Below are 24,484 nucleotides of genomic sequence, written 5' to 3'. Positions count from 1 at the left end.
CGGGAAGCCGGTATTAGGGGGTGTAAGAAGCGGTCGCAACGCCCGTCACGTCGGTCTGGCTACCCGTGAGGGTGACCTTGTACTTGCCCCAGGTGATGTCCACCCCGGAGACGGCGGTGGTGCCGTCCATGTTGTCCGCGACGTTGGTCGGAGTAACTTTTGCACCATTAGCCTTTGCGACGGCCATTGCAAGGGCCGAGCGCGCATTGCTGACGGCGGTCAGCTCGCCCGCCTTCTTGGCATCCTCGTTCATCGAGGCGATCTTGACGGCGCCAACCGCGCCCAGGATGCCGAGGACGGCGATGATGATCGCAAGCTCGATCAGGGTGAAACCGCGCTGCGCCTTCTTGTGGCTCATCAAATTCTTCATTGGTCGTGCGGGCCTCCTGTCGCCCGAAAAGACTCTGGAACGCTTCCGTTCTTGCCGGCCGAGGAGCCGGAACCGAGCCGAATCATACGCTCTGAATCTGAATTTTTCCTTAATTTTCCTCAGCTTACGTAATTAATACGCAAGCTGCGTCTGACTATCCGAAGAAAAACTACCACCGCGGCGTATTTTCGAATAGGGGGTTTACCCTCTATTTTTTTAGGTGCTGGCCCCCTATTTGATTGAAATTGCCATCCTGCGATTCGCTGATCCTGCTTCCATCAAGCAAGGGAAAGCGCTGATTTTTGAAGTGGTTCTCTAGAGGGTGATAATTTCATCTCAATCGTGTTAAGAACTTGTCTTGTTAAGGCTTTTCTTCAGCTCCCTCGGGTAAGATGAGAGAAATTTACGCTTTCTTGAGTTCTTGTCGAAGTCTTCACATTCTTGACGATGATTTCATGTACGTAGGCGGGTGAGGCAGGCACGGAGATGTTCGGCACGGTGGGTCCCTTGAAAAAAATGATCACGTTGAGCATGACGCTCATGCTGCTCACAGCGCAGACCTCGGCGCTTGCTGTTCCGGAACCCGAAATTCCCTCGGTCGCTGGGAGTGTCGTGCTCGGCCGCAAGAATCCGTTTCGCCCGCTCATCGGCGCGCGCCGAGTCGAGCCGGGCATCCCGCCCCTCTCAGCCGCACCGCCTCTGCCGACCATTGCCTTGCCTTCAGCCGCACCTCGGAGCCAGTCGGATCTTGCCGACGTGGAGTTCAGAGGGGTTGCGTACGACGACGACGAGGCCCTCGCGGCTATGCGCATCGCCGGCCAGCTGCGCCTTCTGCGCGTCGGCGATCGCGTGGCGGGCGCGACCCTCGTCTCGATCGCAAGCGACCGCATTGTGCTGCGCAAGAACGGCCGCCTTCTGACCAAGCGCCTTCCCACCTCCTAGGAGCCCTTCATGTCCACCTACCTGGCCACCACCCGTCTTGCTTGTGCCCTCTCGCTCGGCATCACCCTCACGGCGCCGGCTTTCGCGGTTCCGACCGAGGATCCGATGGTGCTCAAGGGAGGCGCCTTCGAGCGGACCATCTCGGTGTCGATCGCGAACCTGCCGCTCAAGGACGCCATCCGTCTGGTCGCCCAGAAGGGCCGCCTCAACGTCGTGGTCGAGGACGACTTGCCGCAGGCGGTGAACCTGGATCTCAAGGACGTGCGCCTGGGCGATGCCCTCCAGTCCCTGCTCGCCATGGGCGGGCTTCAGGCCTTCAAGCAGGGGAGCGTGCTCGCGGTGGTCGGGCGTAAGCAGGCCTTCGAGCGAGGCCTGCTCTCGAGCGGATCGCGGGTCTTCACCCTGCGCTATGCGAGCGCAAAGCGTATCGCCGAGTTCCTCAACTCCTCGGTGCTGACCCGGCCCTACGTCGGGGCTCAGACCAATACCAACCAGGTGGGCCAGCAGATGGAGCTCGCCAAGGCGGATCCCCGCACCAACTCGGTGCTGGTGGTGGGGGCGCCCGCGGACCTCGTGCTTGCCGAGCGCACCATCGCTTCGCTCGACAAGCCCCGCGATCGCCGCATCTACAAGTTGAGCCATGCCAACGCCGTTCAGGTCGCCGCCCTGCTCAACGCCACGGTCTTCAACAACGGCAACAAGGCCACTGAGACCGAGAACCTGAACGTCGAGGCTGAGACCGTGACCGAGGGGCAAGGCGGGGTCAGCACCGGCTCGGGGACCGAGCTGAGCGATACGGCGTCGGTGGTTCGTCACCGCAAGCTCCAGAGTCAGACCGTCCAGGTCGAGGCCAAGGACTCGGTGGCGGTGCCCGACAGCCGTAGCAACTCGGTCATCGTCCTGGGCTCGCCCGAGACCCTCGCGATCGCTGATGAGGTCATTCCCCAGCTCGATCGGCGCCTCAAGCAGGTTGCCATCGAGGTCGAGGTCATCGAGACCGGCAGCCGCCAAGCCCTGGAGCTCGGTACGACCCTGAGCGGCGGCCAGAACCCGGTCGGGGCCTCGTTCGACCCCACGGGCGCGAACCCGGGTCTGACGATCAATTACGATCCCTCAGCGAACCTGACGAGCGTCTTTCGTGCCAAGCTGAACGCCATGGTGCAGAGCAAGCAAGCCAAGCTGCTCGCCCACCCGACCATCCTCGCCACTGACAACTCCGAGAGCCAGATCAACATCGTGGACGAGGTGATCAAGGGGATGAAGATATCCAACCCCAACCTCACCGGCAACCCCACGGCAACGCCGGGCCTGATCATCGCCGAGCCCATTTATGGGAACGCCGGGGTCACCCTCAACATCCTGCCGAAGATTGGTGAAGACGGCACGGTGACGCTGCGCCTTCACCCGTCGGTCTCGTCGGTCCGCGAGACCCAGAAGGATTCCTTCAACAACACCCTCTCGCTCTTGAGCCGCCGCGAGCTCATCGCACAGCAGGTCACCATCAAGTCCGGCGCGACCCTCGCGTTGGGCGGTCTGACGCAGACCAACACCATCTCGACGCGCAACAAGTTCCCAATCCTCGGGGACATCCCCCTCTTGGGGCACCTGTTCAGCAGCACGAGTAACCAGCAGTCTCAGACCGAGCTGATGATCGTCGTGACCCCCAAGGTCCTCTTGGACTGAGCCTGATCGCCAAACACCCCGTTCGCCACGCGGCGAACGGGGTGTTTGGCATTTTGCCCGATGTCGCTCAGTTCTTCAGGAGGCTCGGAAGGTCGAACATGGGAAGGTAAAGCGCAAGCGCGATGAAGCCCACGATGAGGCCCATGACGATCGTCATGGCAGGCTCCATCATGGCGGTCAGCTGCTTGATCTTGAAGTCGATCTCCCGGTCCGAGAAGGATACGCCCTTGGCGGCGAGCTCTTCGATGCGCCCCGAGGATTCGCCCACGGCGATCATCTGGGCCAGGACCCGTGGGAAGTAAGGGGTGCCGATCAGGCCGGATGAGAGGCTGTTGCCCGCTTTGACGCCCTCTTCGGCTTGGGCGAGCACGTCATGGATGGCCTGGTTTCGGACGATGCGTCGACAGTTATCCAGCGCACCGATGATGGGGATGCCGGCCCCGTACACGGTCGCAAAGGCGCGGGTGAAGGTGTTGGCGCTCTGCTCGACCATGAGCTGCCCGATCACCGGCAGGCGTAGCCAGAGCCGATCCACCAGTAGGCGTCCGACCTCGGTCCGGCTGAACCAGGTGTACGCCATCCCGACAAAGACGACAAAGAGGAGCACCATCCCGCCGTGCTCGCGCAGGCCGTGGCTGATGCCGAGCAGGATCTGCGTCGGGATGGGCAGCTGGTTGTGGGCCTTCTGATACATGGTCTCGAAGGTCGGCACCACGAAGGCCATCATGACCCCGACCACCAGGCACAGGGTCACTGCGAGGATCGCCGGGTAAGTGAGGGCCGAGCGCACCTTGCGCTCGATCTCGAGGTTCTTCTCGGTGGTCTCGGCCAGGCGCGAGAGCATGATGCTCAGAGCGCCGCTCACCTCGCCCGCCTGGGCCAGGTTCACGAACAGCGGCGAGAAGACGCGGGGGTGGCGCGCGAGGGCTTCGCTGAGCATCGTGCCGCCGAGCAGATCCTTGCGGATCTCGGCGATCGCCGCGCGCAGGGTCGGGTTGCTGACCTGGTCTTCCAGGATCACCATGACCTCGACGATGGGCAGGCCCGCGTCGATGAGCGCCGCCAGCTGCTGGATGAAGATGGAGAGCTCGCCGCCCTTGACTGGGCGGTAGGTCGCGATTTCGACGACGCGCGTCAGCCAGGCGGGAGCAGGGGCTTCGCCCTCGAGTGGGGCCATGTGCAGCGGCAGAATGCCGCGTGAGCGCAGCGCGCCCCGGGCTTCGCGATCGTCCTGGGCTTCGATCGAGCCCTCGACCTGCTTCTGGGATTCTAGGTCGACGGCGCGGTAGAGGTAGGTTGGCATAGGGTCTCCGTCCAGCGCGCACCGAGCGCGCGTGCGACCTCGGTCGGGGTGGTGATGCCGTCGTAGACCTTGCGCAGGGCGTCCTCGGCGAGCCCTTCCATGCCGTCACGCTGGGCGGCTTCCTGGATGCGGTAGGCGGGGGCGCCCTGGTTGATGAGCTCCTGGACCGCGTGGGTCATGGGGAGGATCTCGAAGAGGCCGACCCGACCGACGAACCCGCTCTGCTGGCAGCGCGAGCAGCCGCGGCTGCGGTAGAGGCGCCCGCGGCGCAGGGGCTCGGGGACCGAGGCGGGGTCGGGGGTGTAGGCCTCGCGGCAGTGGGGGCAGAGCTTGCGGACCAGGCGCTGGGCGATGATGCCGCGCAGGGCCGAGGTGAGGAGGTAGGCGGGAAGCCCCATCTCCATCATGCGGCTTGGAGTGCTCGCCGCGTCGTTGGTGTGGATGGTCGAAAGCACCAGGTGGCCCGTGAGCGCCGCGAAGACCGAGGCGTTGAGGGTCTCCTGGTCGCGGATCTCGCCCACCATGATGACGTCCGGGTCCTGCCGCAGCATGGCGCGCAGGGCGTCGGCGAAGGAGAGGCCCGCCTTGGGGTTGGCCTGGGTCTGGCAGATCCCCTCCATGGGGTATTCGACCGGGTCCTCGACCGTGAGCAGGTTGCGATCGGGCGAGTTGAGCTCGTAGAGGGCCGAGTAGAGGGTGGTGGTCTTGCCCGAACCGGTGGGCCCCGTGACCAGCACGATGCCGTAAGGGGAGTCGATCATGGCCTTGAGCTTGGCGTGCAGCTCAGGGTAGAGGCCGAGGTTGTCCAAGCCGCCCACCAGCATGGCCGGGCGCAGGATCCGGACGACGGCCTTCTCGCCCCAGATGTTGGGCATGACGTTGATGCGCAGGTCGTAGTGGCGACCGCCCACCGAGATGCGGCTGCGCCCGTCCTGGGGGCGGCGCTTTTCGGCGATGTCCATGCTGCCCATGATCTTGAGGCGCGAGAGGGTGAGGGCCTCCAGGTCCTTGGGGATATCGGTCGCGTCCACCAGCACGCCGTCGATGCGGTGGCGGACCCGCACCACCTTCTCGCGCGACTCGATGTGGACGTCGCTCGCCCCGCGGCTGACCGCGTCGTGGAAGATGGAGTTGAGCAGGCGCACGACCGGCTGGTCTTCGACTGCGATCTCGTCGGCGAGGCGCTGCTGGGAGGCGGTTTGGCTCTCCTCGCGGTGCTCCATGCGGATCGAGGCGATCGCGTCGGACACTTGCCCCTGCACGCTGCGGACCAGCGCCTGGTAAGCGTCGTCGAACTCCTTGCTGGTGGTGACGAGGGGCTTCGGCCTCAGGCCGGTGATGAAGCGGATCTCGTCCAGGGTGTCCACGTCGTTGGGGTGGACCATGGCCACGTAGAGGTTGCCGTCCTGGATGCGCAGGGGCAGCACCTTGTGGCGCGACAGGAACTCCTGCGGGAAGAGGTCGATCAGGTCCGGGTTGAACTCGCGCTCGCCGATCTGGACGTAATCGGTCCCCGCCTGGGCGCTGAGCATGTGGCCCAGCTGGTCCTCGGTGATGAGGGCGCGCTTGAGCAGGATCTTGCCGAGCGGTTCGCCCGTCTGGCGGCTCTCCTGGAGGGCGCGGTCGATCTGGCCGGACTCGACGAGGCCGGCTTCCACGAGCAGTTCGCCCAGTTTGCGGCCGATGCTTGGAAGGGAGCGGGGTCTGGAAGCATCCATCGAATCTTCACCCAATCGTCAGGCGGGAAGGTGTATGATGACACTGTCATGCACCTTGCTGTATCAGCAGTATACCCCTTACCGAGCCGGCTGTGATGCGCTTGAAGCCCTCTAAACGTCATGTTCTCGTCATCGCGCCCGAAGGAGTCGCCCTGCGTGGGGTCGCTGGTGGGAACGAGGCCTTTTGCCCGTTGCCGCCCGGTGCCCTCGGCCCCGCTGACGCTTCGCCCTTCGCGCACTTCGTCCTCGGGGATCCCGTGGCTCTCGAAGAAGCCATCCGAGAAGCGATCCGCCGGGTCGGTGGGGCCAAGCAGGCGCATGTTGCTCTCGATGGCCCGATCATGCGGGTGCTTTCTTTGCCGCTCTCCTATCTCCCCGACCGCGACGCACTCAAGCTTGCGGTCCGGACCGAGGCCGAGCGCTATCGGGTTTTCGGCGGGGCGGAGCTTGCGCTCGACTTCGCCATCCTGAACCAGGAACCCGAAACCCTCTCGTTGCTCTTCGCGGCCCTGAGGCGCGACTTCGTGGATGCGATCCTCGCGGTCTGCGCGTCGGCCGGCGTCGAGGTCACCAGCGTGGAGCCGCTCGCGCTCGCCTTGATGCGCGGCTTCGCCGACGCGCCGCACTTTGCCGAGGCCACGGCTCCCCATGGCTTGATCTGCGCCATGGGGCATGGCCTCGACGTGGCCGTCTGGCAAGAAGGCCGCCTCACCAACTGGCGCAGCATCTACCTGGACGTCGCCGCCCTGCGGCGGGGCGAGACCACGGTACTGGACGAGGCGCTGGTGGAGCTGCAGCGGAGCCTGCTCGACGTGGGCGTGCGCGACTGGCTGCTCTTGGATGTGCCCGAGCCGCTCGCGGAGGTCCTGCGCGGGCGTACCGACCTCAACGTCGAAACGCGCCCGTTGCGCGGGGACGGCCCGCACCTGGAGGCCCTCGACGGCGCTGCGGCCTACGGCCCCGACGCCTTCCCCTTCGCCCTTGATCTGGGGCCCGAGCGGGTGGTTGCCAAGCGTACCTTCGACAACCGCCAATGGGGCGCGATCCTCGCGGCTGCAGGCCTGCTCGGGGTCGGGCTCGGAATCAGCATCTACCTGGATGGCCAGCTACGCACCCAGCGCGACGCCCTGACTCGGATCCAGGAGGGGACGCAACTGCTGCAGACCCAGCTTGCGCAGCGAAACAGCGCGAGCGGGACCGAGAACCTCCAGGAGAAGGCCTTCAAGGCTTCGGTGGAGTCGGCGCGTCTGTTCAGCATGCTGCAGGAGCTCATCCCCTCCGACGTATGGCTCACCGAGACGCGGCTAGAACCCGACAAGCCGCTGACCCTCGTCGGGTATGCCCTTTCTCGCACCGCGCCGGTCTCGTTCGCCGAGGTCCTGGGACGCGAGGGCACCCTTTCCTCCGTCACGGTGCCCGAGATCACCCAGGAAGAGCGCGAGGGCGCCATCGTTTATCGCTTCACCATCACCGCCGTGCGCGGGACAGCGCAAGGGGGGCTCCATGCCCAGTAAGAAGCCGGGCTTCTCGCGTCGAGATCTCGCTTGGTTGATGGGGTTCGGCTTCTTCGTCGAGGCCGTCCTGCTCTACATGCTGCTCATCGATCCGGCCATGTCGCGCCTGGCGAAGATCGCACCCGAGCTGGCGAGGGCCCAGGAAGCCCAGGCCACGCTCCAAGCCGCGCTTGCGACCAGTGCACCGCAGCCCGAGGCCCAGGCCCTGCGTTTGCCTGCACCGATCCTGCTTGCGTCGGGCGAGTCGCCGAGCCTCGCGATTCAGCGCTCGCTGGATGTCCAGGTGGCGGCGAGCGGCGCGCAACTGCTCGCCACCACCCTGGACGAGGCGACGGCTGCGGAAGGGGAGACCTTCACCCGCGCCAAGGTGCGTCTCGCGGGATCCTACGAGGCGATTGATGCCTTCGTACGTCGCCTCGCCACACCGGATCGTCTCTTGACCATGGAGGCGCTGATCGTGCGGGCGGTGGACCCGCAGGCGGATCGCCTCGAGGCCGAAGTGACGCTCTCGTACTATTTCCAAGCAAAGGAGCCTTGACCGTGTCTCAGTCGCTTCAAGACCTCGCCGTGCTTCATCCCGAGGGGTGGGACGCCATGCTCGCGCTCGGCGAGCTTCGGACCCTCGCGCCTCAAACCGTCGTCTTCGCCGATCGTGAGCCGGGATGGCACCTCTTCGTGGTCAAGGCCGGCCTGATCGAGATCCTCAAGGAGACGGCGCCCGGGATCGAGCTGCGCCTCGCGATTCTCGAGGCGGGGGCCGTCTTCGGCGAAGGAGCCTTGTTCGAGGACAGCCTTCGCTCGGCCACGGCCCGCAGCTTCAAGGAGGTCGAGCTGATCGAGATTCCGGTCACCGCCCTGCGGGAGTACCTGAGCTCGAATCCGGCCTTCGCGCTGGATTTCTACCGCCTGCTCTGTGGTCGCCTGCACCGCATCATGGCGGACCTGGACGCGGACCTGAAGACTCTGCACCGCCGCCTCACGAACGCGTAGGAGTAACCTACGCGCAACGAAGCTTTTGCGGACCTTTAACGGCCGGATGATGCAGGCCAGGGAGCGTTCGGGGTATGGTGGACGGGTGACGACCGGTGGCCGGCACCTTGTTGTGAGGCGCTCCAAGGAGGTCTGATGAGCAGTCCCATCTCGAATTCCGCGATCGCAGCCACGAGCACCCCCGGGGGCGCTGCGCTGTACGTTGGGGTTTCGGTCCTGAAAAAGCAGATGAACTTCAACGAGCAGCAGAACGCGCAGTTGCTCGCAAGCATTCCCCAGGCCCCAAGGCCGGGCGGTAGCCAGGTCGACCTCTACGTCTAGGGGAGAGAAACCCTACGCCATCACGACGACGCCGGTCCACGACCGGCGTCGTCGTTTTGCGAGGATCGCCTCGTGGCCGCTCAACCCTTGATGCTTTCGCGCCGATAATCTCCTTGGAAATCCCTCGCTTGTCATCGAGGTGGCCCATGATGTCGCAAGAATTCAACTGGGGGGCCTGCGACGCGCGCATCCGGAAGCTGGAGGCACTGGCCGAGGAGGTGCGGGCCTTCGCCCGCGCCAAGACGTTCAAGGAAGTGCTGAGCGCGAGCGCGCGCCTGCGCGCGGCCTTGGCGCTGCTGGATCAAGACGAGGCCCCGCTCGCAACGACCCCGCCGGCCTCGCCCTTGCCCGAGCGCGCCCTCGAATCGGTCATGCTGGCGGATCTGCTCCGCCGCAAGCGGGTTTACGAGGCCCTCTTGAAGACCGGCCAGGAGGTCGCGGACATCAGCGATAGCGCTTGTTGATACGGAAGTGCTTGAACATTTGAATTTAAGGTGTCCGTCAAGTTCGTTTTAAATGTCTGTAAAATGGCGTCAGAAATAACCAAGCAAGTGGCATAAGGGTGAAGGAAGCAGGTTGAGGGCGCCGAGCGAAAGCCGCCGGGTGAACGTCTTACCTCACCAATCGCTGGTATCGCACGACGCACAGAGGAGGATTCGAAATGGCTAGCAGTCTGCAGGGGTTCGATAGCGCCGCTACCAACGCCACGATGGCGGTCAGCAACGCCAGTGAGGCCGTTGCTAAGAAGATGACCCAGATGGATGACCTCATCAAGCAGCTGGAGGACCCCAAGGCGAACACCGCCGCGGTCCAGGCCCGCCTCCAGAAGCTGAACATGGAGATCAGCATGATCACCAACGTGATGAACTCCATCAAGGACCTGATGAAGGCCTTCTTCCAGCGCTAAACTTCAGGCGTTCCACGCGAGCACCTGCCGAATTTCTCGGCAGGTGCTTTTCAATGGAGACTGGCGCTTGAACTTCTTTTGGCACTGGCGCTTGAACATATTTCAGCGCCAAGTGCTTTTCAACGGGGCCTGATGCGGGCATAAGATACTCGCTTGTTCATCATCAGGCAGTTCACGGAAGGGCATACCATGAGCAATCAGCAGAGCACCCCTAGCCGCGCCGCGCTCGAAGAGAAAATGCGGCGGGCCGAGCAGTTGAAGAGCGAGAACGCCGCGCGCGAGGCGCGGGCCACCAAGCCGCTCGTCAACACCCTCGAGACACAGAAGCGCGAACTCGCCTCTGCCCTGGCGTATTTGGACAAGCTCGCCAAGGAGTACGAAGGCAAGCTGACCCAGCTCAAGGGGGTCAACACGCCCCAGGCCCAGGCCGAGATCAGGTCGATCGAAGCGAAGCTGAACATGTACCGGACGGTCCGCGGCGCAGCCGGTAACTTCGAGGAGAGCATCAACGCCACCGACCCTGCCGCCCTCGCGAGCGCCGCGCTCACCATGCGCCTGGCCGAAGCCGAGTTGGTCATCGCCAACGCCAAGCTGGTCCTCGAAGAGCAGACCCCGAGCATCAGCGTCCTGAAGGCGGCCCTCGGGCAGCCCGCTAAGCTCGCGCCGACCCAGACGCCCATCGTCAATCAGCTCAAGGCGCGTTTGAACAGCAATTCCGCCCTCAGCCAGCAGGCGAATGCTGCCCTTCACTTCTACCAGGACGCGTTGACCTGCTTGCAGCAAGAGGACCGGAGCCTCGCCCACTTCAAGACCCTCAAGGGCAAGGAAGCGCTCCAGTTCGCCGCGACGACCATGAAGGTCTCGAGCCTCGCCGGCAAGATCAACCAGCTGCGCAACCTGCATACGTCCTTCGCCGCGGATCCGGTGCTCAAGCAGCTCTTCCCCGCGCCGGTGGAGGTCGAGATTCCCCAGCTGCCGCCCGGGGTCAACCCTCAGAAGGCGAAGGCCAAGCCCCTGACGGGAATCCTCAAGGACATCCTGGGCATCGGGAAGTAAGCGTTCTCGAAAAAAGAGCCGCCGCGTCAGCGGCGGCTCTGCCACACGTGGTAGGCGAGCGAGAGGTCCGACCAGACGAAGGCGACCAGGGCGATGCTCAGCCAGCCGATGCCGATCCCGATGGCCACGGGTGCTCCGCCCAGCCCGACGCCGAGCCCGAGACTGAGGGCGACGAAAAGCAGGACGGCGCCAATCACTTCCAACTTGGGCTGCGGCATGGCCTCGGTCTTGCGGATCTGCATCCGATTGGCTTGCATCTGATCGGCCTGCATCCGGCGCACTCCCTCGTCCGAAACGGGTCGCGCGGCCGGCTGCCGGAGCCTTTGCTGCGGCGGCTGGGGAAGGCGATGGCGCGAGGATTGCGAGTAACCGATCGTGGTCGACATTTGGAACTCCTGTTGGATTAAGCTCTCCTATCTTATCGTTAATAAAATCATAACCTTGCGTGCTTCTTTCGATCTCGTCGCACCGGGGCCTCTGGTATGATGGAGGACTTATGCTAAATCAGACCGATTACCTCCTCAAGAAATCCAAGAACGCTGCTGCGATCGCCCCCCAGGAGATGCGCACGGCCATCGTCGTGGGCGTGGTTCGCGACTCGCGCAAGCGCGAAGAGCTGGACGAGCACCTGGACGAGCTCGTTCTCCTAGCGGACACGGCGGGCTTCAAGGTCCTCCAGCGCGTGATCCAGGAGCGCAAGGCGATCGACCCTGCGACCTACATCGGCAGCGGCAAGGTCGAGGAGATCGCGACCATGGTGGCCGCCCTCGAAGCCGACGCGGTCATCTTCGACGACGAGCTGTCCCCGGCCCAGGGCCGCAACCTGGAAGCCGCCATCGAGAAGCCTGTCACCGACCGCACCGGCATCATCTTGGACATCTTCGCCCAGCGGGCGCGCACCAAGGAGGCCAAGACCCAGGTCGAGCTGGCGCGTCTCCAGTACCTGCTGCCGCGCCTGACAGGCATGTGGAGCCACTTCACCCGGCAGCGGGGCGGCGGCGTCAACATGAAGGGCGAAGGCGAGTCCCAGATCGAGCTCGACCGCCGCATGACCAAGAATCGCATCGCCGAGCTGCGGCGCGACCTCGAAGAGATCGGCAAGCAGGCTGAGCATCGCCGCAAGGGCCGCACCGAGGCCTACAAGGTGTCGCTGGTGGGCTACACGAACGCGGGCAAGTCCACCCTCATGAATGCCCTGACCGAGGCGGGGGTGCTCGCCGAGGATCGCCTCTTCGCGACCCTGGATGCGGCCATGCGGGCTTTGACCCTGCCCTCCGACGACAAGGTGCTTTTGACCGACACGGTCGGCTTCATCCGCAAGCTGCCTCCGAATCTGGTCGCGTCATTCCGCTCGACTCTCGACGAGATCAACGACGCGGATCTGCTGCTGCACGTGGTGGACTCGTCGCACCGGGTCTTCGAGGACCAGATCCTCGCGACCAACGAGATCCTCGCGGAGCTCGGCGCCGGTGAGAAGCCCGTGCTGATGGTCTTCAACAAGGTGGATCGGCTGGATGGCACGGGCCAGCGCGATCGCCTCGCGCACCTCTACCCCGACTCGGTTGCGATCGCGGCCAAGACCGGCGAGGGGCTGGAGCATCTCCTGACCGTCGTGCAGCGCCGCTTCGAAGCGGATCGGCGCGAGTTGCACCTGCGCCTGACGCCCGCCCAGCACCGTGCGGTCGCGCTTCTGCACCAGCGTGCCCGTATCCTCGACACGCAGTATGACGACGAGGGCAATACCCTGATGCGGGTGATGATCTCGCCCAAGGATCTGGGTCAGCTCCAGGCCGAAGCCGGTCACGTCATCGAGTCGCTCACCTAGGACGCTCGGCGCTGCTGCGGTGGCGCTTCGCTTGAGAACAAGGGTCGTCGGTTTTACGACGGCCCTTGTCGTTTTCCCTGGACCTTGGTGATTTCGGCCCCCACGAAGAGGATCACCGCCGAGTAGTAGATCCAGACCAAGAGTACGAGCAGAGACCCGGCGGCCCCGTAGAGGTTGCCGAGGTTGCTGCGCGCCAGGTAGAGGCTGAGGGCGTACTTGCCGAGCCCGAACAGCAGGGTGCTTGCGAAGGCGCCCTGCCAGGCGTGGCGCCAGCTGACGATCGCGTCGGGGACGTACCGGAACAGCAAAGCGAACGCGACGGTGATGCTCCCGAACGAGAGGGCTTCGTTCAACGAGAGCCAAAGGCCGACCCCACCGGGCAGCGCGATTTCGAGCGGGATTTGGAAGGTCTCCATGAGGGTGCCGACGATGATCGAGGCAAGCAAGAGCAAGCCAACGACCAGGATGCCGCCCATGGCGAACAGGTACTTCTCGAGGGCGCGCAGGGCCCTGGCGAGCGGCCTGCCTGCTTTGGCTGGGGGCACCCCCCAGATGGTGTTGAGGGCGTCCTGGATGAGCAAGACCATGCCCGAGGCGCCGGCGATGAGCGTCGCGATGCCGATCACGGCGGAGAAGAGGCCGCCTTGCGGCCGATGGGCGGCCTGGAGCAGGGCACTGAGGGCCTCGGTGGCGCCGGGACCGATGAAGCCCTGGACCTGGGTGAGCGCTTCGCGTTCGGCGAGCTGGACCCCGTAGACCAGTCCGGCGATCTGGATCACGAGGAAGAGCAAAGGGCCGAGCGAGAAGAGGCTGAAATAGGCGAGGGCTGCACCGAGCAGGTTGATCTTGTCGCGCGCGGCTTCGCGGACGACGTCTTTCAAGATGGAGGCGAGGTCGCGTGCGATCGCCCGCCCTTTGTCGAGGGCCTTCTGCCAGTACGCCATCGACGCCCTCCCTCGGCTTCACCATGCAAGACGAGAGCGGGCGTCGAGAAGAGCGAGACGGCCAGTGTTTATCGCTGGGACGCCCAGTCGCTGGGGAACTTGTAGCCCGCGAACTTTTGCCGGGCCCAGCGCTGGAAGTCGGGCGAGCGATAGGCGGCGATCAGGTCCTTGACCCACGGCTGGGTGCGATCGGCGGTGCGGATGGCCCCCCAGTTCACGTAGGTGTCGCTCTTCTCTTGGTAGAGGGCCTCGGTCAGGCGGATGCCCGAGCTGGTCGCGTAGTTGCCGTTGATGACCGAGAAGTCCACGTCCGAGCGCGATCGCGGCAGCTGGGCGGCTTCGAGCTGGATGAGGCGGACCCCCTTCGGGTTCTCGGCGATGTCGTGCTGCGAGGCCCGGAGCGGATCGATCCCGGGCTTCAGCTTCAGCCAACCCAGATCCCGGAGCATGACCAGCGCCCGCGCCATGTTGGTGGGGTCGTTCGGGACGGCCACGGTGGTACCGCGCTTGGCCGAAGTGAGGGCTTTCTGGCGCCCTGCGTACAGGCCGAGGGGTGCGGTCGGGACCTGGAAGGCAGCAGTGAGGGGGAGGCGCCGCTCGCGAACGAAGCCATCCAGGTAGGGCTTGTGCTGGAAGACGTTGACGTCCAGGGCACCCTCGGCAAGAGCAAGGTTCGGCCGCACGTAGTCGGTGAACTCGACCAGGCGCACCTTGTAGCCTCGCTTTTCGAGCTGGGGCTTGATCGAGAAGCGCGCCATGTCGCCGAAGTCGCCGACGCTGGTGCCGATGACGATTTCCTTCTTGGGGGCCGCCGCGTGGACGGCCTGGGTGAGGACCAGCCAGCCGAGGCTCGATGCGACGAGAGTTCTAACGAGGGGCTTCAACACGCGTTCGCTCCTTTTGTTCAACGCTTGTCCAGCATGGTGGACAGCCGGTTCCCGAGCCACTGGATCGCCTGGACCACGACCACGAGCAGCGCCACCAGGACGAGCATCACGTCGGTCTGGTAGCGGTAGTAGCCGTAGCGCACGGCCAGATCCCCGATCCCCCCGCCGCCGACGACGCCGGCCACCGCCGAGTAGGAAAGGAAGCTGACGCACAGGATGGTCAATCCCGAAACGAGGCCCGCGCGCGCCTCGGGCAAGAGGACCTTGAAAACGATCTGAAGGGGGCTTGCGCCCATGGCTCGCGCGGCCTCGACGACGCCGCGGGGGACTTCCTTCAGGCTCTGCTCGACGAGGCGGGCGAGGTAGGCGATCGCTGCGATCGAGAGAGGCACGGCCGCCGCCAGGGGGCCGATGCTGCTGCCGGTCACCGTGCGGGTGAAGGGCACCAGCGCGACCATCAGGATGATGAAGGGGAACGAACGGATGAGGTTCACGCTCCATTCGAGCAGCCCGTTCAGCAGGCGGCGTTCGAGGAGCTGCTGCGGCTGGGTGAGGTAGAGCAGCACCCCGAGCGGCCCGCCCACCAGGATGGCGGCCAAGAGCCCGATGCCGAGCATCAGGGCGGTCTCTTGAGAGGCTTGCAGGATCTCGGGAGCAAGCAGCGTCAGTTTTTCGAGGATGGGCAAGTCTTCCACGGGCTAGACCTCCAGCAGCGATTGGGCGAGGGCGGTGGTGGGCCGGGCTTCGCCGTCCTGGACCGCGAGCACTTCCACGAGGCGCCCCTGGTCGAGCAGGGCCGCCCGGTGGCAGATGGCGCGGATCACCTGCATATCGTGGGTCACCAGGACGATGGTGACCCCGAAATCGCGGTTGATCGCTTTGAGGCAATCGAGAATGCTGCGGGTGGTGCGAGGGTCGAGGGCCGAGGTGGGTTCGTCGGCCAGGATGACCTTGGGGCGCGGAGCCAGGGCGCGCGCGATCCCCACCCGCTGCTTCTGGCCACCCGAGAGCTGGGCCGGGTAGTGGGCGGCGCGATCGCTCAACTGCACGATGTCGAGGCACTCGGCGACTCGCTCCCGGATAGCTTCCTGCGACCAGCCCGCGATCTCCAGGGGAAAGGCGATATTCTCTGCCACGGTGCGGTTCGAAAGCAGGTTGAACTGCTGGAAGACCATCCCGATCCCGCGCTGGGCGTGGCGCAGGGCCGTCGTCGAGAGGGCGGTCAGCTCCTCGCCGTCGACCGTGACGCTCCCGGTATCGGGGCGCTCGAGCAGGTTCATCGTGCGCAGGAGGGTGGACTTGCCGGCGCCGGAGTAACCGATGAGGCCGAAGACCTCGCCGGCGTTGATGGTCAGGGAGGTCTCGGCGAGGGCCTCGAAGTGACCACCCTCGGGATGGCGGTAGCGCTTGCTGATGCGTTCCAGTCGAATCATGGGTACCTTCCCAATAGCGAAGCCCGCCGTGCTTGCGCGGCGGGCCAATGCGTGGAGGGTCCATGAAAAGACCGGACACGACCATGAGGGGTCGTCCACGCTTTAGCAGATAACGCCCGCAAGCTGTGTTCAAATCGGCGTGCTATTCATTTGTCAGTTACCTACCAGTGAAGCTCCTCGTTGGGCGGGTTGTCAAGCCTCATGTTTGCTGTGATCCGCATAAGCGGGGCATTAGCGCCATGGTATGATCAAGGGGTACTTGCTTAGAGGAACCACTTCAATGCGATTCGAAGCCTACTGTGACGGCGCCTGCTCGGGCAATCCCGGCCCGGGGGCCGCGGCCTGCGTCCTGCTCGCCTACGAGGGCAACACCCTCATCAAGGAGAAGGAGCTGGTGTCGCCGGTCGAGCCGAAATCCACCAACCAGCGCCAGGAGCTCATCGGCGCCATCATGATCCTTGAGTCGCTCACCCGGCCCGGGATCGACATCATCATCTACAGCGATTCCAAGTACGTGATCGACGGCATCACGAGCTGGGTCAAGGGCTGGAAGCGCAACAACTGGGTCAACTCCCAGAAGCAGCCCGTAGCGAACAAGGAGCTCTGGGTGCGCCTCGACGAGCTCGCCTCCCAGCACAAGATCGAGTGGCGCTGGGTCAAGGGCCATGCCGGCAACGAGTACAACGAGCGCTGCGATCGCCTCGCGGTCAAAGCGATCGAGGATTTCCGGCGGTAAAGAAAACTCTCCCTGACTTGTTGAAGGGAGCCCACCCCGGAGTTACTCTCATCATCGAGGTCTTTCCATCCTGTAAGGGAAGGTAAAGACCTCACTTTTTTGCGACAAAAAGGCTCCCCGACTTGTTGCGGGGAGCCCGTGCCGGAGCTATTCTCAGCGTCGAGGTCTTTCCATCCTGAAAAGGAAGGTAAAGACCTCACTTCTTTTGGCTACGCGTCGGCGGTGCTCAGCGAGGCGATCGCGTGCGGCACCCGTGCCTCCAGGCTCGGCAGCAAGGCGAGCGCGAGGGTCTCTTCGGCTCGCGACACGAAGCGGAACTCCAGGGCTTCTCGGACCTCGGCGGGCACCTCGTCGAGGTCCGAGCGGTTCTCTTCGGGCAGCACGACGAGGCCGAGCTCGGCCCGGTGCGCCGCGAGCACCTTCTCCTTGACCCCACCGATGGCCAGGACGCGGCCTCGCAGGCTGATCTCGCCGGTCATGGCGAGGTCCGAGCGCACCGGGCGACCCGAAAGGACCGAGGCGATCGCGACCGCCATCGCCATCCCGGCGCTCGGGCCGTCCTTGGGCACGGCCCCCTGCGGCACGTGCAGGTGCAGGTCGCACTGGCTCCATGCATCCTCGGCGATCCCGAAGGCCTCGGCGTTCGCCTTGACGAAGGTGAAGGCGGTCTGCGCCGACTCCTTCATGACGTCGCCCAGGTGGCCGGTGAGGCTCAGACGGCCCTTGCCCTTGAGCTTGGCGACCTCGATGGTCAGCATGGAGCCGCCCGCCTCGGTCCAGGCGAGGCCGTTCACCGTCCCGATCTCGGGGGCGCGGTGGGGTTCCCGATGGCGGTGGGGGGCAGGGCCCAGCAGGGTCGAGAGGGAATCAGGGGTGACGGCGAGCTTGGCTTCGCCACCGAGCACGGCGCGCGCCGCCTTGCGGGCGAGCGAGGCCAGGCGCCGCGAGAGCTGGCGCACCCCCGCCTCGCGGGTGTAGCCACGGACGAGCGCCTCTAGCGTGGCGCGGTCCACGTCGAGTTGCGCGGGCTTCAGGCCGTGGGTCTCGAAGGTCTTGGGCAGCAGGTGCCGCTCGGCGATCGCGAGCTTTTCGCGCTCGGTGTAGCTGCCGATGCGGATGATCTCGAGGCGATCGCGCAAAGCGGCCGGGATCCCTCCGGTGCCGTTGGCGGTCGCGATGAACAGCACCTCCGAGAGGTCGAAGGGGCTCTCCACGTAGTGGTCCGAGAAGGTCTTGTTCTGCTCGGGATCGAGGACCTCCAAGAGGGCCGCGGCTGGGTTGGAGCGCGAATCGCTGCCCAGCTTGTCCAGCTCGTCGAGCAGGAAGACCGGGTTCTTGGTGCCGGCCTGTTTGAGGCCCGAGAGGATGCGCCCCGGCATGGCCCCCACGTAGGTGCGACGGTGGCCGCGGATCTCGGCCTCGTCGTGGACCCCGCCCAGGCTCGCGCGCGCGAACTTGCGGCCCAGGGCGTCCGCAATGCCGCGGGCGAGCGAGGTCTTGCCCACCCCGGGAGGCCCGACGAGGCACAGGATCGTGGTCGGGGGCGACTTGCGCAGGGCGCGCACCGCGAGGAATTCGAGCAGGCGGTCCTTGACCTTCTCGAGGCCGTAGTGGCCCGCGTCGAGCACCTCCTGGGCGTGCGCGAGGTCCAACTGGTCCTTGGTGCGCTTCTCCCAGGGCAGGGCGACGAGGGTGTCCAGGTACGAGCGGATCACGCCCGACTCGGCCGACTGAGCGCCCATGCGCTGGAGCCTCGCGAGCTCGCGCTCGGCACGCTCGCGCGCCTCCTTGGGGAGCTTGGCCTTGGCGATCGCCTTGCGGTAGTCGGAGATTTCCTTGGTCTTCTCGTCTTCTTCGCCGAGCTCCCGGTGGATCTGCTGGAGCTTCTCGCGCAGGAAATACTCGCGCTGGGCCTTGTCCAGCTTGCCCTTCACCTTGTCCTGGATCTCCTGGTCCAGCTTCAGCTGTTCCAGGAGGGTGGCAAGGTGGTTCGCGAGGATCTCGAGGCGCGCACGCACGGGCACGGTCTCGAGCATGCGCTGGCGTGCTGCGAGGTCGTGGACCAGGTACGAGCCCGCCATATCCGTCAGGTGCGAGGCCCCGTTGATGGTGTCGAGGGCGAGCGCCGCCTCGGGGGGTAGGCGCTTGTCGAGAGGCATGATCTCGGCGAGCTGCTCGCGCACGTGGCGCTCCCAGGCCTCCACATCCTCCCCTTCTTCCTCCGGGGCCGGGACCGCTGCGTAGGCGGCGCGCAAGGGGCCGTCCCCGTCGTCGAGGCGCAGGATCCGCGCGCGGGTCTTGGCCTCGAACAGCACCCGGAAGGTTCCATCCGGCTGGCGGAACGATTGAAGGATCTCGCCGACGGTGCCCATCTCGTACAGGTCGTCGGCCTTGGGGGCCTCGACCTTGGAGTCGCGCTGGGCGACCAAGAGCAGGCTGCGGCCTTCGAGCAGGGCCGCTTCGACGGCTGCGACCGAGCGAGGGCGCCCCATGGACAGGCCCGCGATCATGTGGGGAAGCACGACCATCTCCCGCAGGGGGACGACGGGCAGGATGGGGGCGGCTTGCGAATCGCCGGGGGCCATGGAGGGTCCTTTCGCGTGGCTCATGAAGGCAAAGAGGGGCATTCAGCCCCTGGCTTATTCTATCACCGATCGGTTTTTCAAGGCCAAAGCCGGCTCGGCGCATCGCGCCGGGCCGGCTTTGGAGGATTGGCGAAGGTTAGGACGCCTGCTTCGCGGTGCCGTTCTCGGGCAACATGAAGAGCTTGGCGGCCTCGGCCTTGTTCTCGACCAGCTCCTTGGTGATGGTCACCTTGCGCAGGTCGGTGCGGCTCGGCGCTTCGTACATCACGTCGAGCATCATCTCCTCGACGATCGAACGCAGCGCGCGAGCGCCCGTCTTGCGCTTGAGGGCCTCGGCGGCGATGGCCGTCAGGCTGTCCTCGGTGAAGTCCAGGTCGACCCCGTCCATCCCCAAGAGGCGCTTGTACTGCTTGGTGATGGCGTTCTTGGGCTCGGTGAGGATGCTGACGAGAGCTTCCTTGTCGAGCGGGTTGAGGGTCGCCACCATCGGGATACGGCCGATGAACTCGGGGATCAGGCCGTACTTGAGCAGGTCCTCGGGCTGGAGCTGTTCGAACAGCACGCTCAGGTCCTTCTCGACGACGTCCTTGATGTCGGCGCCGAAGCCCATGGTCTTCTTGCCGACCCGGGTCTCGATCACCTTGTCCAGGCCGACGAAGGCCCCACCCACGATGAACAGGATGTTCGTCGTGTCGAGCTGGATGAACTCCTGGTACGGGTGCTTGCGACCGCCCTGGGGCGGCACGTTCGCGACCGTGCCTTCGAGCATCTTGAGCAGCGCCTGCTGCACGCCCTCACCCGAGACGTCCCGGGTGATCGAGGGGTTCTCGCTCTTCTTGGCGATCTTGTCGATCTCGTCGATGTAGACGATGCCGCGCTCGGCGCGCTTCACGTCGTAATCGGCGGACTGCAAGAGGCGCAGAAGGATGTTTTCAACGTCTTCACCCACGTAGCCGGCCTCGGTGAGGGTGGTGGCGTCCGCGATGGCGAAGGGAACGTTGAGAAGGCGGGCGAGGCTCTGCGCGAGCAGGGTCTTGCCCGAGCCGGTGGGCCCGATCAGGAGGATGTTGCTCTTGGCAATCTCCACCTGGTCGTCACCCTCGGCTTCCTTGGTCGAGAGGCGCTTGTAGTGGTTGTAGACCGCGACCGAGAGAACCTTCTTGGCGCGCTCCTGGCCGACCACGTGCTGATCGAGGCTCGCCTTGATCGCCTGCGGCTTGGGAATCTCGCCCAGTTCCATGGGCGGGGCTTCCGCGGTCCGCTGGTTGTCGTAGAGCTCCTCGTCGAGGATCTCGTTGCAGAGATCCACGCACTCGTCGCAGATGTAGACTCCAGGGGCTGCGATCAGCTTGCGCACCTGTTCCTGCGTCTTACCGCAGAACGAGCACTTGGGCTGGCCCTTGTTGTCTTCGTACTTAGGCATCCGAATTCGTTCTCCCACCGCTGTTCGCCGGAGGCGTGGGCGCCTTCGGGTTCAGCACTTCGTCGATCAGACCGTACTCCTTGGCCTCTTCGGGGCTCATGAAGAAGTCGCGGTCCGTGTCCTTCTCGATCTTCTTGAGCGGCTGGCCACTGTGCTGGGCCATCAGCTCGTTGAGGCGGCGCTTGAGGCGCAGGATCTCGGCGGCCTGGATTTCGATGTCCGTGGCCTGACCCTGCGCGCCACCGAGGGGCTGGTGGATCATGATGCGGGCGTTGGGCAGCGCGATACGCTTGCCGGGAGCACCCGCGTTCAGGAGGAACGCGCCCATCGAGGCGGCCTGGCCGAGCACGATGGTGGAAACGTCGGGCTTGATGTAGCGCATGGTGTCGTAGATCGCGAGACCTGCCGTCACCACGCCACCCGGCGAGTTGATGTACATGTAGATGTCCTTGGAGGGATCCTCGGCCTCCAGGAACAGGAGCTGCGCGATCGTGAGGCTCGCGACCGCATCGTCGATCGGCGTGTTCAAGAAGATGATGCGCTCCTTGAGCAGGCGCGAGAAGATGTCGAAGGCACGCTCGCCGCGGCTCGTCTGCTCGACGACCATGGGGACCAAACCGCTGTGAACTAACATGGTTGATACCTCTCTCAGTGCTGCGTGGATGCTACGCGTTGGCGGCGACGGGGGCGGCCTCCGAGACCTTGGCGCGCTCGAAGAGCCACTCGATGATCTTGTTGCTCAGGACTTCGTCGGCGATCTGGGGCCAGGCGCCGTTGCTGATCACCTGAGCGCGGAACTGGGCGACATCGACGCCGTAGTTGGCGGCGTACTCGGCGATGGCCTCCTCGATCTCCTCCTCGGTGGGCTGGATGCTCTCGGTGCGGGCGACCTCACCCAGGGTCAGCGAAGTGCGGATGCGCTTCTCGGCCTCGGGGCGGGTGTTCTCGCGCCAGGTGTCGATGTTCTCCTTGGTGAAGACCTTGTTGGGGTCGATGCCCTGCTGCGCGAGCATGTTGGCCTGCTGCTGCAGGAGGAAGTTGGACTCGCGGGCGATCATGGTGTCGGGGACTTCCATCTCGGCACCGGCAACGACCGCTTCGATGAGCTGCTTGCGAAGCTCGATCTCGCGGGCCTCTTCGCGCTCGGTCGTGAGATCCTCGCGGACCTTGGCGGTCATGGCCTCGACCGAGTCGTAACCCTGGGCCTTGGCGAAGGTCTCGTCGAGCTCAGGGCGCTTGCGGGCCTTGACCTCGTGGACCTTGAAGGTGAAGGTCACGGCCTTGCCGGCGAGCTCGGCGTTGGGGTAGTCCTCGGGGAACTTGAGGTCGGCGGCCTTCTCGTCGCCGGCCTTGGTGCCGACGAGCGCTTCGACGAAGCCCTCGATGAAGCGGCCGGTGGCCATCTCGATGGGGTACTGGGTGGCCTTGCCGCCCTCGAACTCGACGCCGTCGATGGTGCCGGTGAAGTCGGCGGTCACGGTGTCGCCCATCTCGGCGGCGCGATCGGCGACCTCGAGGGTGGCCTTGGCGTCACGCAGGCGATCGATGCGCTCGGTCACGTCGGCGTCGCTCACCTCGGCCTTGGGGGCGCCGATCTCGAGGCCGGTGTAGGCGCCGAGCTTGACCTCGGGGCGGACCTCGACGGTCGCCTTGAAGACCAGGGGCTGGTCCTTCTCGAAGGAGACGAGCTCGACCGAAGGCTCGGAGATGGGCTCGACCTTACCCTCTTCGATGGCGGCAGGGTAGACCTCGGGCAGCAGGAACTTCTCGAAGGCAGTGTGCTTGATGTAGTCCACCCCGACGGTGCGCTCAACGATCGGGCGGGGGGCCTTGCCGGGACGGAAGCCGGGGATGCGGACTTCCTTCGAGACCTGGCGGTAGGCGCGATCGTATGCTTTTTCGACGCGCTCGGCGTCCACATGGACTTCGAGCTCGACTTGGTTCTTTTCCTTCTTCTCCAGGGTGACTTTCACGATTGCCTCCTGATGTTCCCGCCTCACGACGGGATTTCGACGGTGTTGGTCCAAAAAGTATAGCACACTTCGAGGTCGCCTTCGGGCGCGAGCCCTTGCTTGTCGCCGCTTGCTGGGCGGCAAACGACGAGGCGTCTCGAAGCGCAGGGATGAGGGGTTAGGGCCGGGCGGGGACGCGCTCGGCGCAGGCGGCCACGAAGGCCTCGAAGAGCCGGGCGGTGAAGGGGCCGGGCTGGAGCTCGGGGTGCCACTGCACCCCCATCAGCCAGCCTTCGGGGGCTTCGTAGCCCTCGAGGACCCCATCGGTTCCGAACGCGCTCGGGACGAGCCCCGGCGCGAGGTCGCGCACGGCCTGATGGTGGAAGGTGTTGACGGGCATCGTCGGAGCACCGACGAGCTTCGCCAGGCGGGTCTCGGCGACCAGCTCGACCAGGTGGGTCGACTCCTGGACCGGAGCCTCCTGCTGGTGGGGCAGCGCGCCGGGGAACTGGGCCGGCAGGTCCTGGTAGAGGGTGCCGCCCAGGGCCACGTTGAGCAGTTGCATGCCACGGCAGATGCCGAGCACGGGCAGGCCGAGCCTCGCCGCTTCACGAGCGAGGGGCAGCTCTTGGATGTCGCGGCCATCGGCCACTTCGCCGAGCTCCGGGATCGCCGCCTCGCCGTAGTAGCGGGGAGCCACGTCCTCGCCGCCGGTCAAGAGCAGCCCGTCGAGGGCTTGCAGGCTCTCGATCTCGACGGCTCCGGGCGGTAGCAGCATGGGGATGCCCCCCGCTTCGCGCACGCGCTCGGCGTACTCGGCGGCCAGGTAGTAGATGGGCCGCCCGCGCTTGAGGGCAGGGACGCCCGCATGTTGCTGGATGGTGATCCCGATGAGGGGACGTTTCACGACTAGTCCTGCTTGCTAGCGGCCGCGAAGCCGGCCAAGGTGGTCGGGATGTGCCAGCCCTGGACCTCGGGGATCATGGGCTTGCAGGTCATGTCGTAGTGGATCGGGGTGACGGAGATGCAGTTGTCGCGGATCGCCGAGACGTCGGTGTCGGGATCCTCCTCGACCTCGATCACCTCCCCCGCGAGCCAGTAGTAGTCCTTGCCACGGGGGTCGATGCGGGTCTCGAAGAGGTCGGTGTACTTGCGCTCGCCCAGCCGGGTGATGCGGACTTCCTGGGCGGGGGTGTCCGTGAGGGCGGGGTAGTTGACGTTGAGCAGAACCTTGTGAGGCAGGCGGTGCGACTCGAGGGTTCGGGCGAGCACCAGGGCGAACTGGGCCGCCTCTTCGTAGCCGATGTCCGAGAAGGTCGCAAGGCTCATGGCCACGCCCTGGACGCCGCGGATGGTCGCTTCGAGGGCGGCCGAGACGGTGCCCGAGTAGATGACGTCCGTGCCGAGGTTGGGCCCGCGGTTGATGCCCGAGAAGACCACGTCGGGAAGCTCGTCGAGCAAGGGGCCGACGGCGAGCTTGACGCAGTCCGACGGGGTGCCGTTGACCGAGTACGCGGCCTTGATCTTGCCCCCGAGATCGTGCTTCTCGACCCGCAGGGGCTTGTGCAGCGTCAGGGCGTGACCGGTGGCCGAGCGCTCGCGATCCGGGGCGACCACCGTCACCTCGTGCTCGGTGGCCAAGGCCAGGGCCATGGCCCGGATGCCAGGGGCATGGATCCCGTCGTCGTTGGAAACAAGAATGCGCATCGGTGGTGTCCGTTTCTTGATCGGCAGGGCTTTCGGGCGCACAGGGGCGCTCATTACAAAGATAGCGGGCAGGTGCGTGCTTTGCAACCGGCGAGCCTTCGAGCCGCTTCAACCTTCACGCAACTCCGCCATCCAGGGCGGTGGAATTACTCGCCCGCTTGGGCATAATCTGAATAGGACCTCCCCGA

Annotated in this window: 25 protein-coding genes; 11 read left to right on the top strand and 14 right to left on the bottom strand. The window is 65.3% G+C overall.

Annotated features, from left to right (window positions below; translation table 11 throughout):
* Positions 1-13: 13 nt before the first annotated feature.
* On the bottom strand, positions 14-370 hold the full coding sequence (locus tag J7643_05305; protein ID MBO9539996.1) for a type II secretion system protein: 357 nt from the start codon (positions 368-370) through the stop codon (positions 14-16).
* A gap of 525 nt (positions 371-895) precedes the next feature.
* On the opposite strand from J7643_05305, the gene J7643_05300 reads away from it, so the two are divergent.
* Both J7643_05300 and J7643_05295 read left to right on the top strand, forming a co-directional pair.
* Entirely contained in the window at positions 896-1,312 is a 417-nt protein-coding gene (locus J7643_05300; GenBank protein ID MBO9539995.1) for a hypothetical protein, read from the top strand.
* Positions 1,313-1,321: 9 nt separating this feature from the next.
* On the top strand, positions 1,322-2,995 hold the full coding sequence (locus J7643_05295) for a type II secretion system protein GspD (GenBank protein MBO9539994.1): 1,674 nt from the start codon (positions 1,322-1,324) through the stop codon (positions 2,993-2,995).
* 67 nt (positions 2,996-3,062) lie between these two features.
* Here the strand turns inward: J7643_05295 and J7643_05290 are convergent, their stop codons facing one another.
* Both J7643_05290 and tadA read right to left on the bottom strand, forming a co-directional pair.
* A complete protein-coding gene (locus J7643_05290; GenBank protein MBO9539993.1) occupies positions 3,063-4,298 on the bottom strand; it encodes a type II secretion system F family protein in 1,236 nt (411 codons plus the stop codon).
* Complete coding sequence (tadA, locus tag J7643_05285; GenBank protein ID MBO9539992.1) at positions 4,265-6,016, bottom strand: Flp pilus assembly complex ATPase component TadA; 1,752 nt, start codon at positions 6,014-6,016, stop codon at positions 4,265-4,267. The genes J7643_05290 and tadA overlap by 34 nt, the downstream gene beginning before the upstream one ends.
* A 191-nt stretch (positions 6,017-6,207) precedes the next feature.
* On the opposite strand from tadA, the gene J7643_05280 reads away from it, so the two are divergent.
* From J7643_05280 to J7643_05250, 7 genes are all read left to right on the top strand, one after another.
* Entirely contained in the window at positions 6,208-7,530 is a 1,323-nt protein-coding gene (locus J7643_05280; GenBank protein ID MBO9539991.1) for a PilN domain-containing protein, read from the top strand.
* Complete coding sequence (locus tag J7643_05275; protein ID MBO9539990.1) at positions 7,520-8,068, top strand: hypothetical protein; 549 nt, start codon at positions 7,520-7,522, stop codon at positions 8,066-8,068. The genes J7643_05280 and J7643_05275 overlap by 11 nt, the downstream gene beginning before the upstream one ends.
* A 2-nt stretch (positions 8,069-8,070) precedes the next feature.
* Entirely contained in the window at positions 8,071-8,520 is a 450-nt protein-coding gene (locus J7643_05270; GenBank protein MBO9539989.1) for a cyclic nucleotide-binding domain-containing protein, read from the top strand.
* A gap of 135 nt (positions 8,521-8,655) precedes the next feature.
* Positions 8,656-8,841 carry a putative motility protein gene (locus J7643_05265; GenBank protein MBO9539988.1) on the top strand — a complete coding sequence of 62 codons (186 nt, stop codon included), beginning with the start codon at positions 8,656-8,658 and terminating at the stop codon, positions 8,839-8,841.
* A gap of 146 nt (positions 8,842-8,987) precedes the next feature.
* Positions 8,988-9,305 carry a hypothetical protein gene (locus J7643_05260; protein MBO9539987.1) on the top strand — a complete coding sequence of 106 codons (318 nt, stop codon included), beginning with the start codon at positions 8,988-8,990 and terminating at the stop codon, positions 9,303-9,305.
* 197 nt (positions 9,306-9,502) lie between these two features.
* Positions 9,503-9,748, top strand: coding sequence for a hypothetical protein (locus J7643_05255; protein ID MBO9539986.1), 246 nt, complete (start codon positions 9,503-9,505; stop codon positions 9,746-9,748).
* Between the two features lie 189 nt (positions 9,749-9,937).
* Complete coding sequence (locus tag J7643_05250; GenBank protein MBO9539985.1) at positions 9,938-10,804, top strand: hypothetical protein; 867 nt, start codon at positions 9,938-9,940, stop codon at positions 10,802-10,804.
* Between the two features lie 26 nt (positions 10,805-10,830).
* Here the strand turns inward: J7643_05250 and J7643_05245 are convergent, their stop codons facing one another.
* Positions 10,831-11,190, bottom strand: coding sequence for a hypothetical protein (locus J7643_05245; protein ID MBO9539984.1), 360 nt, complete (start codon positions 11,188-11,190; stop codon positions 10,831-10,833).
* A gap of 110 nt (positions 11,191-11,300) precedes the next feature.
* Between J7643_05245 and hflX the strand changes: the two genes are divergently transcribed.
* Positions 11,301-12,629, top strand: coding sequence for a GTPase HflX (gene hflX, locus J7643_05240; protein ID MBO9539983.1), 1,329 nt, complete (start codon positions 11,301-11,303; stop codon positions 12,627-12,629).
* Between the two features lie 53 nt (positions 12,630-12,682).
* Here the strand turns inward: hflX and J7643_05235 are convergent, their stop codons facing one another.
* From J7643_05235 to J7643_05220, 4 genes are all read right to left on the bottom strand, one after another.
* Positions 12,683-13,573, bottom strand: a complete 891-nt coding sequence (locus tag J7643_05235; GenBank protein ID MBO9539982.1) for a YihY/virulence factor BrkB family protein — start codon at positions 13,571-13,573, stop codon at positions 12,683-12,685.
* A gap of 68 nt (positions 13,574-13,641) precedes the next feature.
* A complete protein-coding gene (locus J7643_05230; protein ID MBO9539981.1) occupies positions 13,642-14,457 on the bottom strand; it encodes a hypothetical protein in 816 nt (271 codons plus the stop codon).
* 20 nt (positions 14,458-14,477) lie between these two features.
* Entirely contained in the window at positions 14,478-15,077 is a 600-nt protein-coding gene (locus tag J7643_05225) for an ABC transporter permease (protein MBO9539980.1), read from the bottom strand.
* A gap of 81 nt (positions 15,078-15,158) precedes the next feature.
* Positions 15,159-15,893, bottom strand: a complete 735-nt coding sequence (locus tag J7643_05220) for an ATP-binding cassette domain-containing protein (GenBank protein MBO9539979.1) — start codon at positions 15,891-15,893, stop codon at positions 15,159-15,161.
* Between the two features lie 280 nt (positions 15,894-16,173).
* On the opposite strand from J7643_05220, the gene rnhA reads away from it, so the two are divergent.
* Complete coding sequence (rnhA, locus tag J7643_05215) at positions 16,174-16,629, top strand: ribonuclease HI (GenBank protein ID MBO9539978.1); 456 nt, start codon at positions 16,174-16,176, stop codon at positions 16,627-16,629.
* A 209-nt stretch (positions 16,630-16,838) separates the two neighbouring features.
* On the opposite strand, the gene lon is transcribed toward rnhA, so the two are convergent.
* The 6 genes from lon to surE form a co-directional block, all read right to left on the bottom strand.
* Positions 16,839-19,214: an endopeptidase La gene (gene lon, locus J7643_05210; protein ID MBO9539977.1), complete on the bottom strand. Its 2,376-nt coding sequence runs from the start codon at positions 19,212-19,214 to the stop codon at positions 16,839-16,841.
* 136 nt (positions 19,215-19,350) lie between these two features.
* Positions 19,351-20,637 carry an ATP-dependent protease ATP-binding subunit ClpX gene (gene clpX / locus J7643_05205; GenBank protein ID MBO9539976.1) on the bottom strand — a complete coding sequence of 429 codons (1,287 nt, stop codon included), beginning with the start codon at positions 20,635-20,637 and terminating at the stop codon, positions 19,351-19,353.
* Positions 20,630-21,271, bottom strand: coding sequence for an ATP-dependent Clp endopeptidase proteolytic subunit ClpP (gene clpP / locus J7643_05200; GenBank protein MBO9539975.1), 642 nt, complete (start codon positions 21,269-21,271; stop codon positions 20,630-20,632). The genes clpX and clpP overlap by 8 nt, the downstream gene beginning before the upstream one ends.
* A gap of 31 nt (positions 21,272-21,302) precedes the next feature.
* Positions 21,303-22,610 (bottom strand): trigger factor, encoded by a 1,308-nt coding sequence (tig, locus tag J7643_05195; GenBank protein ID MBO9539974.1) that lies wholly within the window; start codon positions 22,608-22,610, stop codon positions 21,303-21,305.
* 157 nt (positions 22,611-22,767) lie between these two features.
* Positions 22,768-23,496: a gamma-glutamyl-gamma-aminobutyrate hydrolase family protein gene (locus J7643_05190; GenBank protein MBO9539973.1), complete on the bottom strand. Its 729-nt coding sequence runs from the start codon at positions 23,494-23,496 to the stop codon at positions 22,768-22,770.
* A gap of 2 nt (positions 23,497-23,498) precedes the next feature.
* A complete protein-coding gene (gene surE / locus J7643_05185) occupies positions 23,499-24,296 on the bottom strand; it encodes a 5'/3'-nucleotidase SurE (protein MBO9539972.1) in 798 nt (265 codons plus the stop codon).
* Between the last annotated feature and the right edge of the window lie 188 nt (positions 24,297-24,484).

Source organism: bacterium (assembly GCA_017744355.1).
Lineage (GTDB): Bacteria > Cyanobacteriota > Sericytochromatia > S15B-MN24 > UBA4093 > JAGIBK01.
Note: the sequence above shows the minus strand (reverse complement) of the source record. Positions and strands in the feature narration are given on the sequence as shown.

Coding starts and splice junctions, on each gene's coding strand:
- J7643_05305 (MBO9539996.1), bottom strand. CDS start 370: ATGAAGAATTTGATGAGCCACAAGAAGGCGCAGCGCGGTTTCACCCTG.
- rnhA (MBO9539978.1), top strand. CDS start 16,174: ATGCGATTCGAAGCCTACTGTGACGGCGCCTGCTCGGGCAATCCCGGC.
- surE (MBO9539972.1), bottom strand. CDS start 24,296: ATGCGCATTCTTGTTTCCAACGACGACGGGATCCATGCCCCTGGCATC.
- J7643_05220 (MBO9539979.1), bottom strand. CDS start 15,893: ATGATTCGACTGGAACGCATCAGCAAGCGCTACCGCCATCCCGAGGGT.
- J7643_05260 (MBO9539987.1), top strand. CDS start 8,988: ATGATGTCGCAAGAATTCAACTGGGGGGCCTGCGACGCGCGCATCCGG.
- J7643_05225 (MBO9539980.1), bottom strand. CDS start 15,077: ATGCTCGGCATCGGGCTCTTGGCCGCCATCCTGGTGGGCGGGCCGCTC.
- lon (MBO9539977.1), bottom strand. CDS start 19,214: ATGGCCCCCGGCGATTCGCAAGCCGCCCCCATCCTGCCCGTCGTCCCC.
- J7643_05265 (MBO9539988.1), top strand. CDS start 8,656: ATGAGCAGTCCCATCTCGAATTCCGCGATCGCAGCCACGAGCACCCCC.
- J7643_05275 (MBO9539990.1), top strand. CDS start 7,520: ATGCCCAGTAAGAAGCCGGGCTTCTCGCGTCGAGATCTCGCTTGGTTG.
- J7643_05250 (MBO9539985.1), top strand. CDS start 9,938: ATGAGCAATCAGCAGAGCACCCCTAGCCGCGCCGCGCTCGAAGAGAAA.
- clpP (MBO9539975.1), bottom strand. CDS start 21,271: ATGTTAGTTCACAGCGGTTTGGTCCCCATGGTCGTCGAGCAGACGAGC.
- tadA (MBO9539992.1), bottom strand. CDS start 6,016: ATGGATGCTTCCAGACCCCGCTCCCTTCCAAGCATCGGCCGCAAACTG.
- J7643_05290 (MBO9539993.1), bottom strand. CDS start 4,298: ATGCCAACCTACCTCTACCGCGCCGTCGACCTAGAATCCCAGAAGCAG.
- J7643_05255 (MBO9539986.1), top strand. CDS start 9,503: ATGGCTAGCAGTCTGCAGGGGTTCGATAGCGCCGCTACCAACGCCACG.
- J7643_05235 (MBO9539982.1), bottom strand. CDS start 13,573: ATGGCGTACTGGCAGAAGGCCCTCGACAAAGGGCGGGCGATCGCACGC.
- J7643_05295 (MBO9539994.1), top strand. CDS start 1,322: ATGTCCACCTACCTGGCCACCACCCGTCTTGCTTGTGCCCTCTCGCTC.
- hflX (MBO9539983.1), top strand. CDS start 11,301: ATGCTAAATCAGACCGATTACCTCCTCAAGAAATCCAAGAACGCTGCT.
- J7643_05245 (MBO9539984.1), bottom strand. CDS start 11,190: ATGTCGACCACGATCGGTTACTCGCAATCCTCGCGCCATCGCCTTCCC.
- clpX (MBO9539976.1), bottom strand. CDS start 20,637: ATGCCTAAGTACGAAGACAACAAGGGCCAGCCCAAGTGCTCGTTCTGC.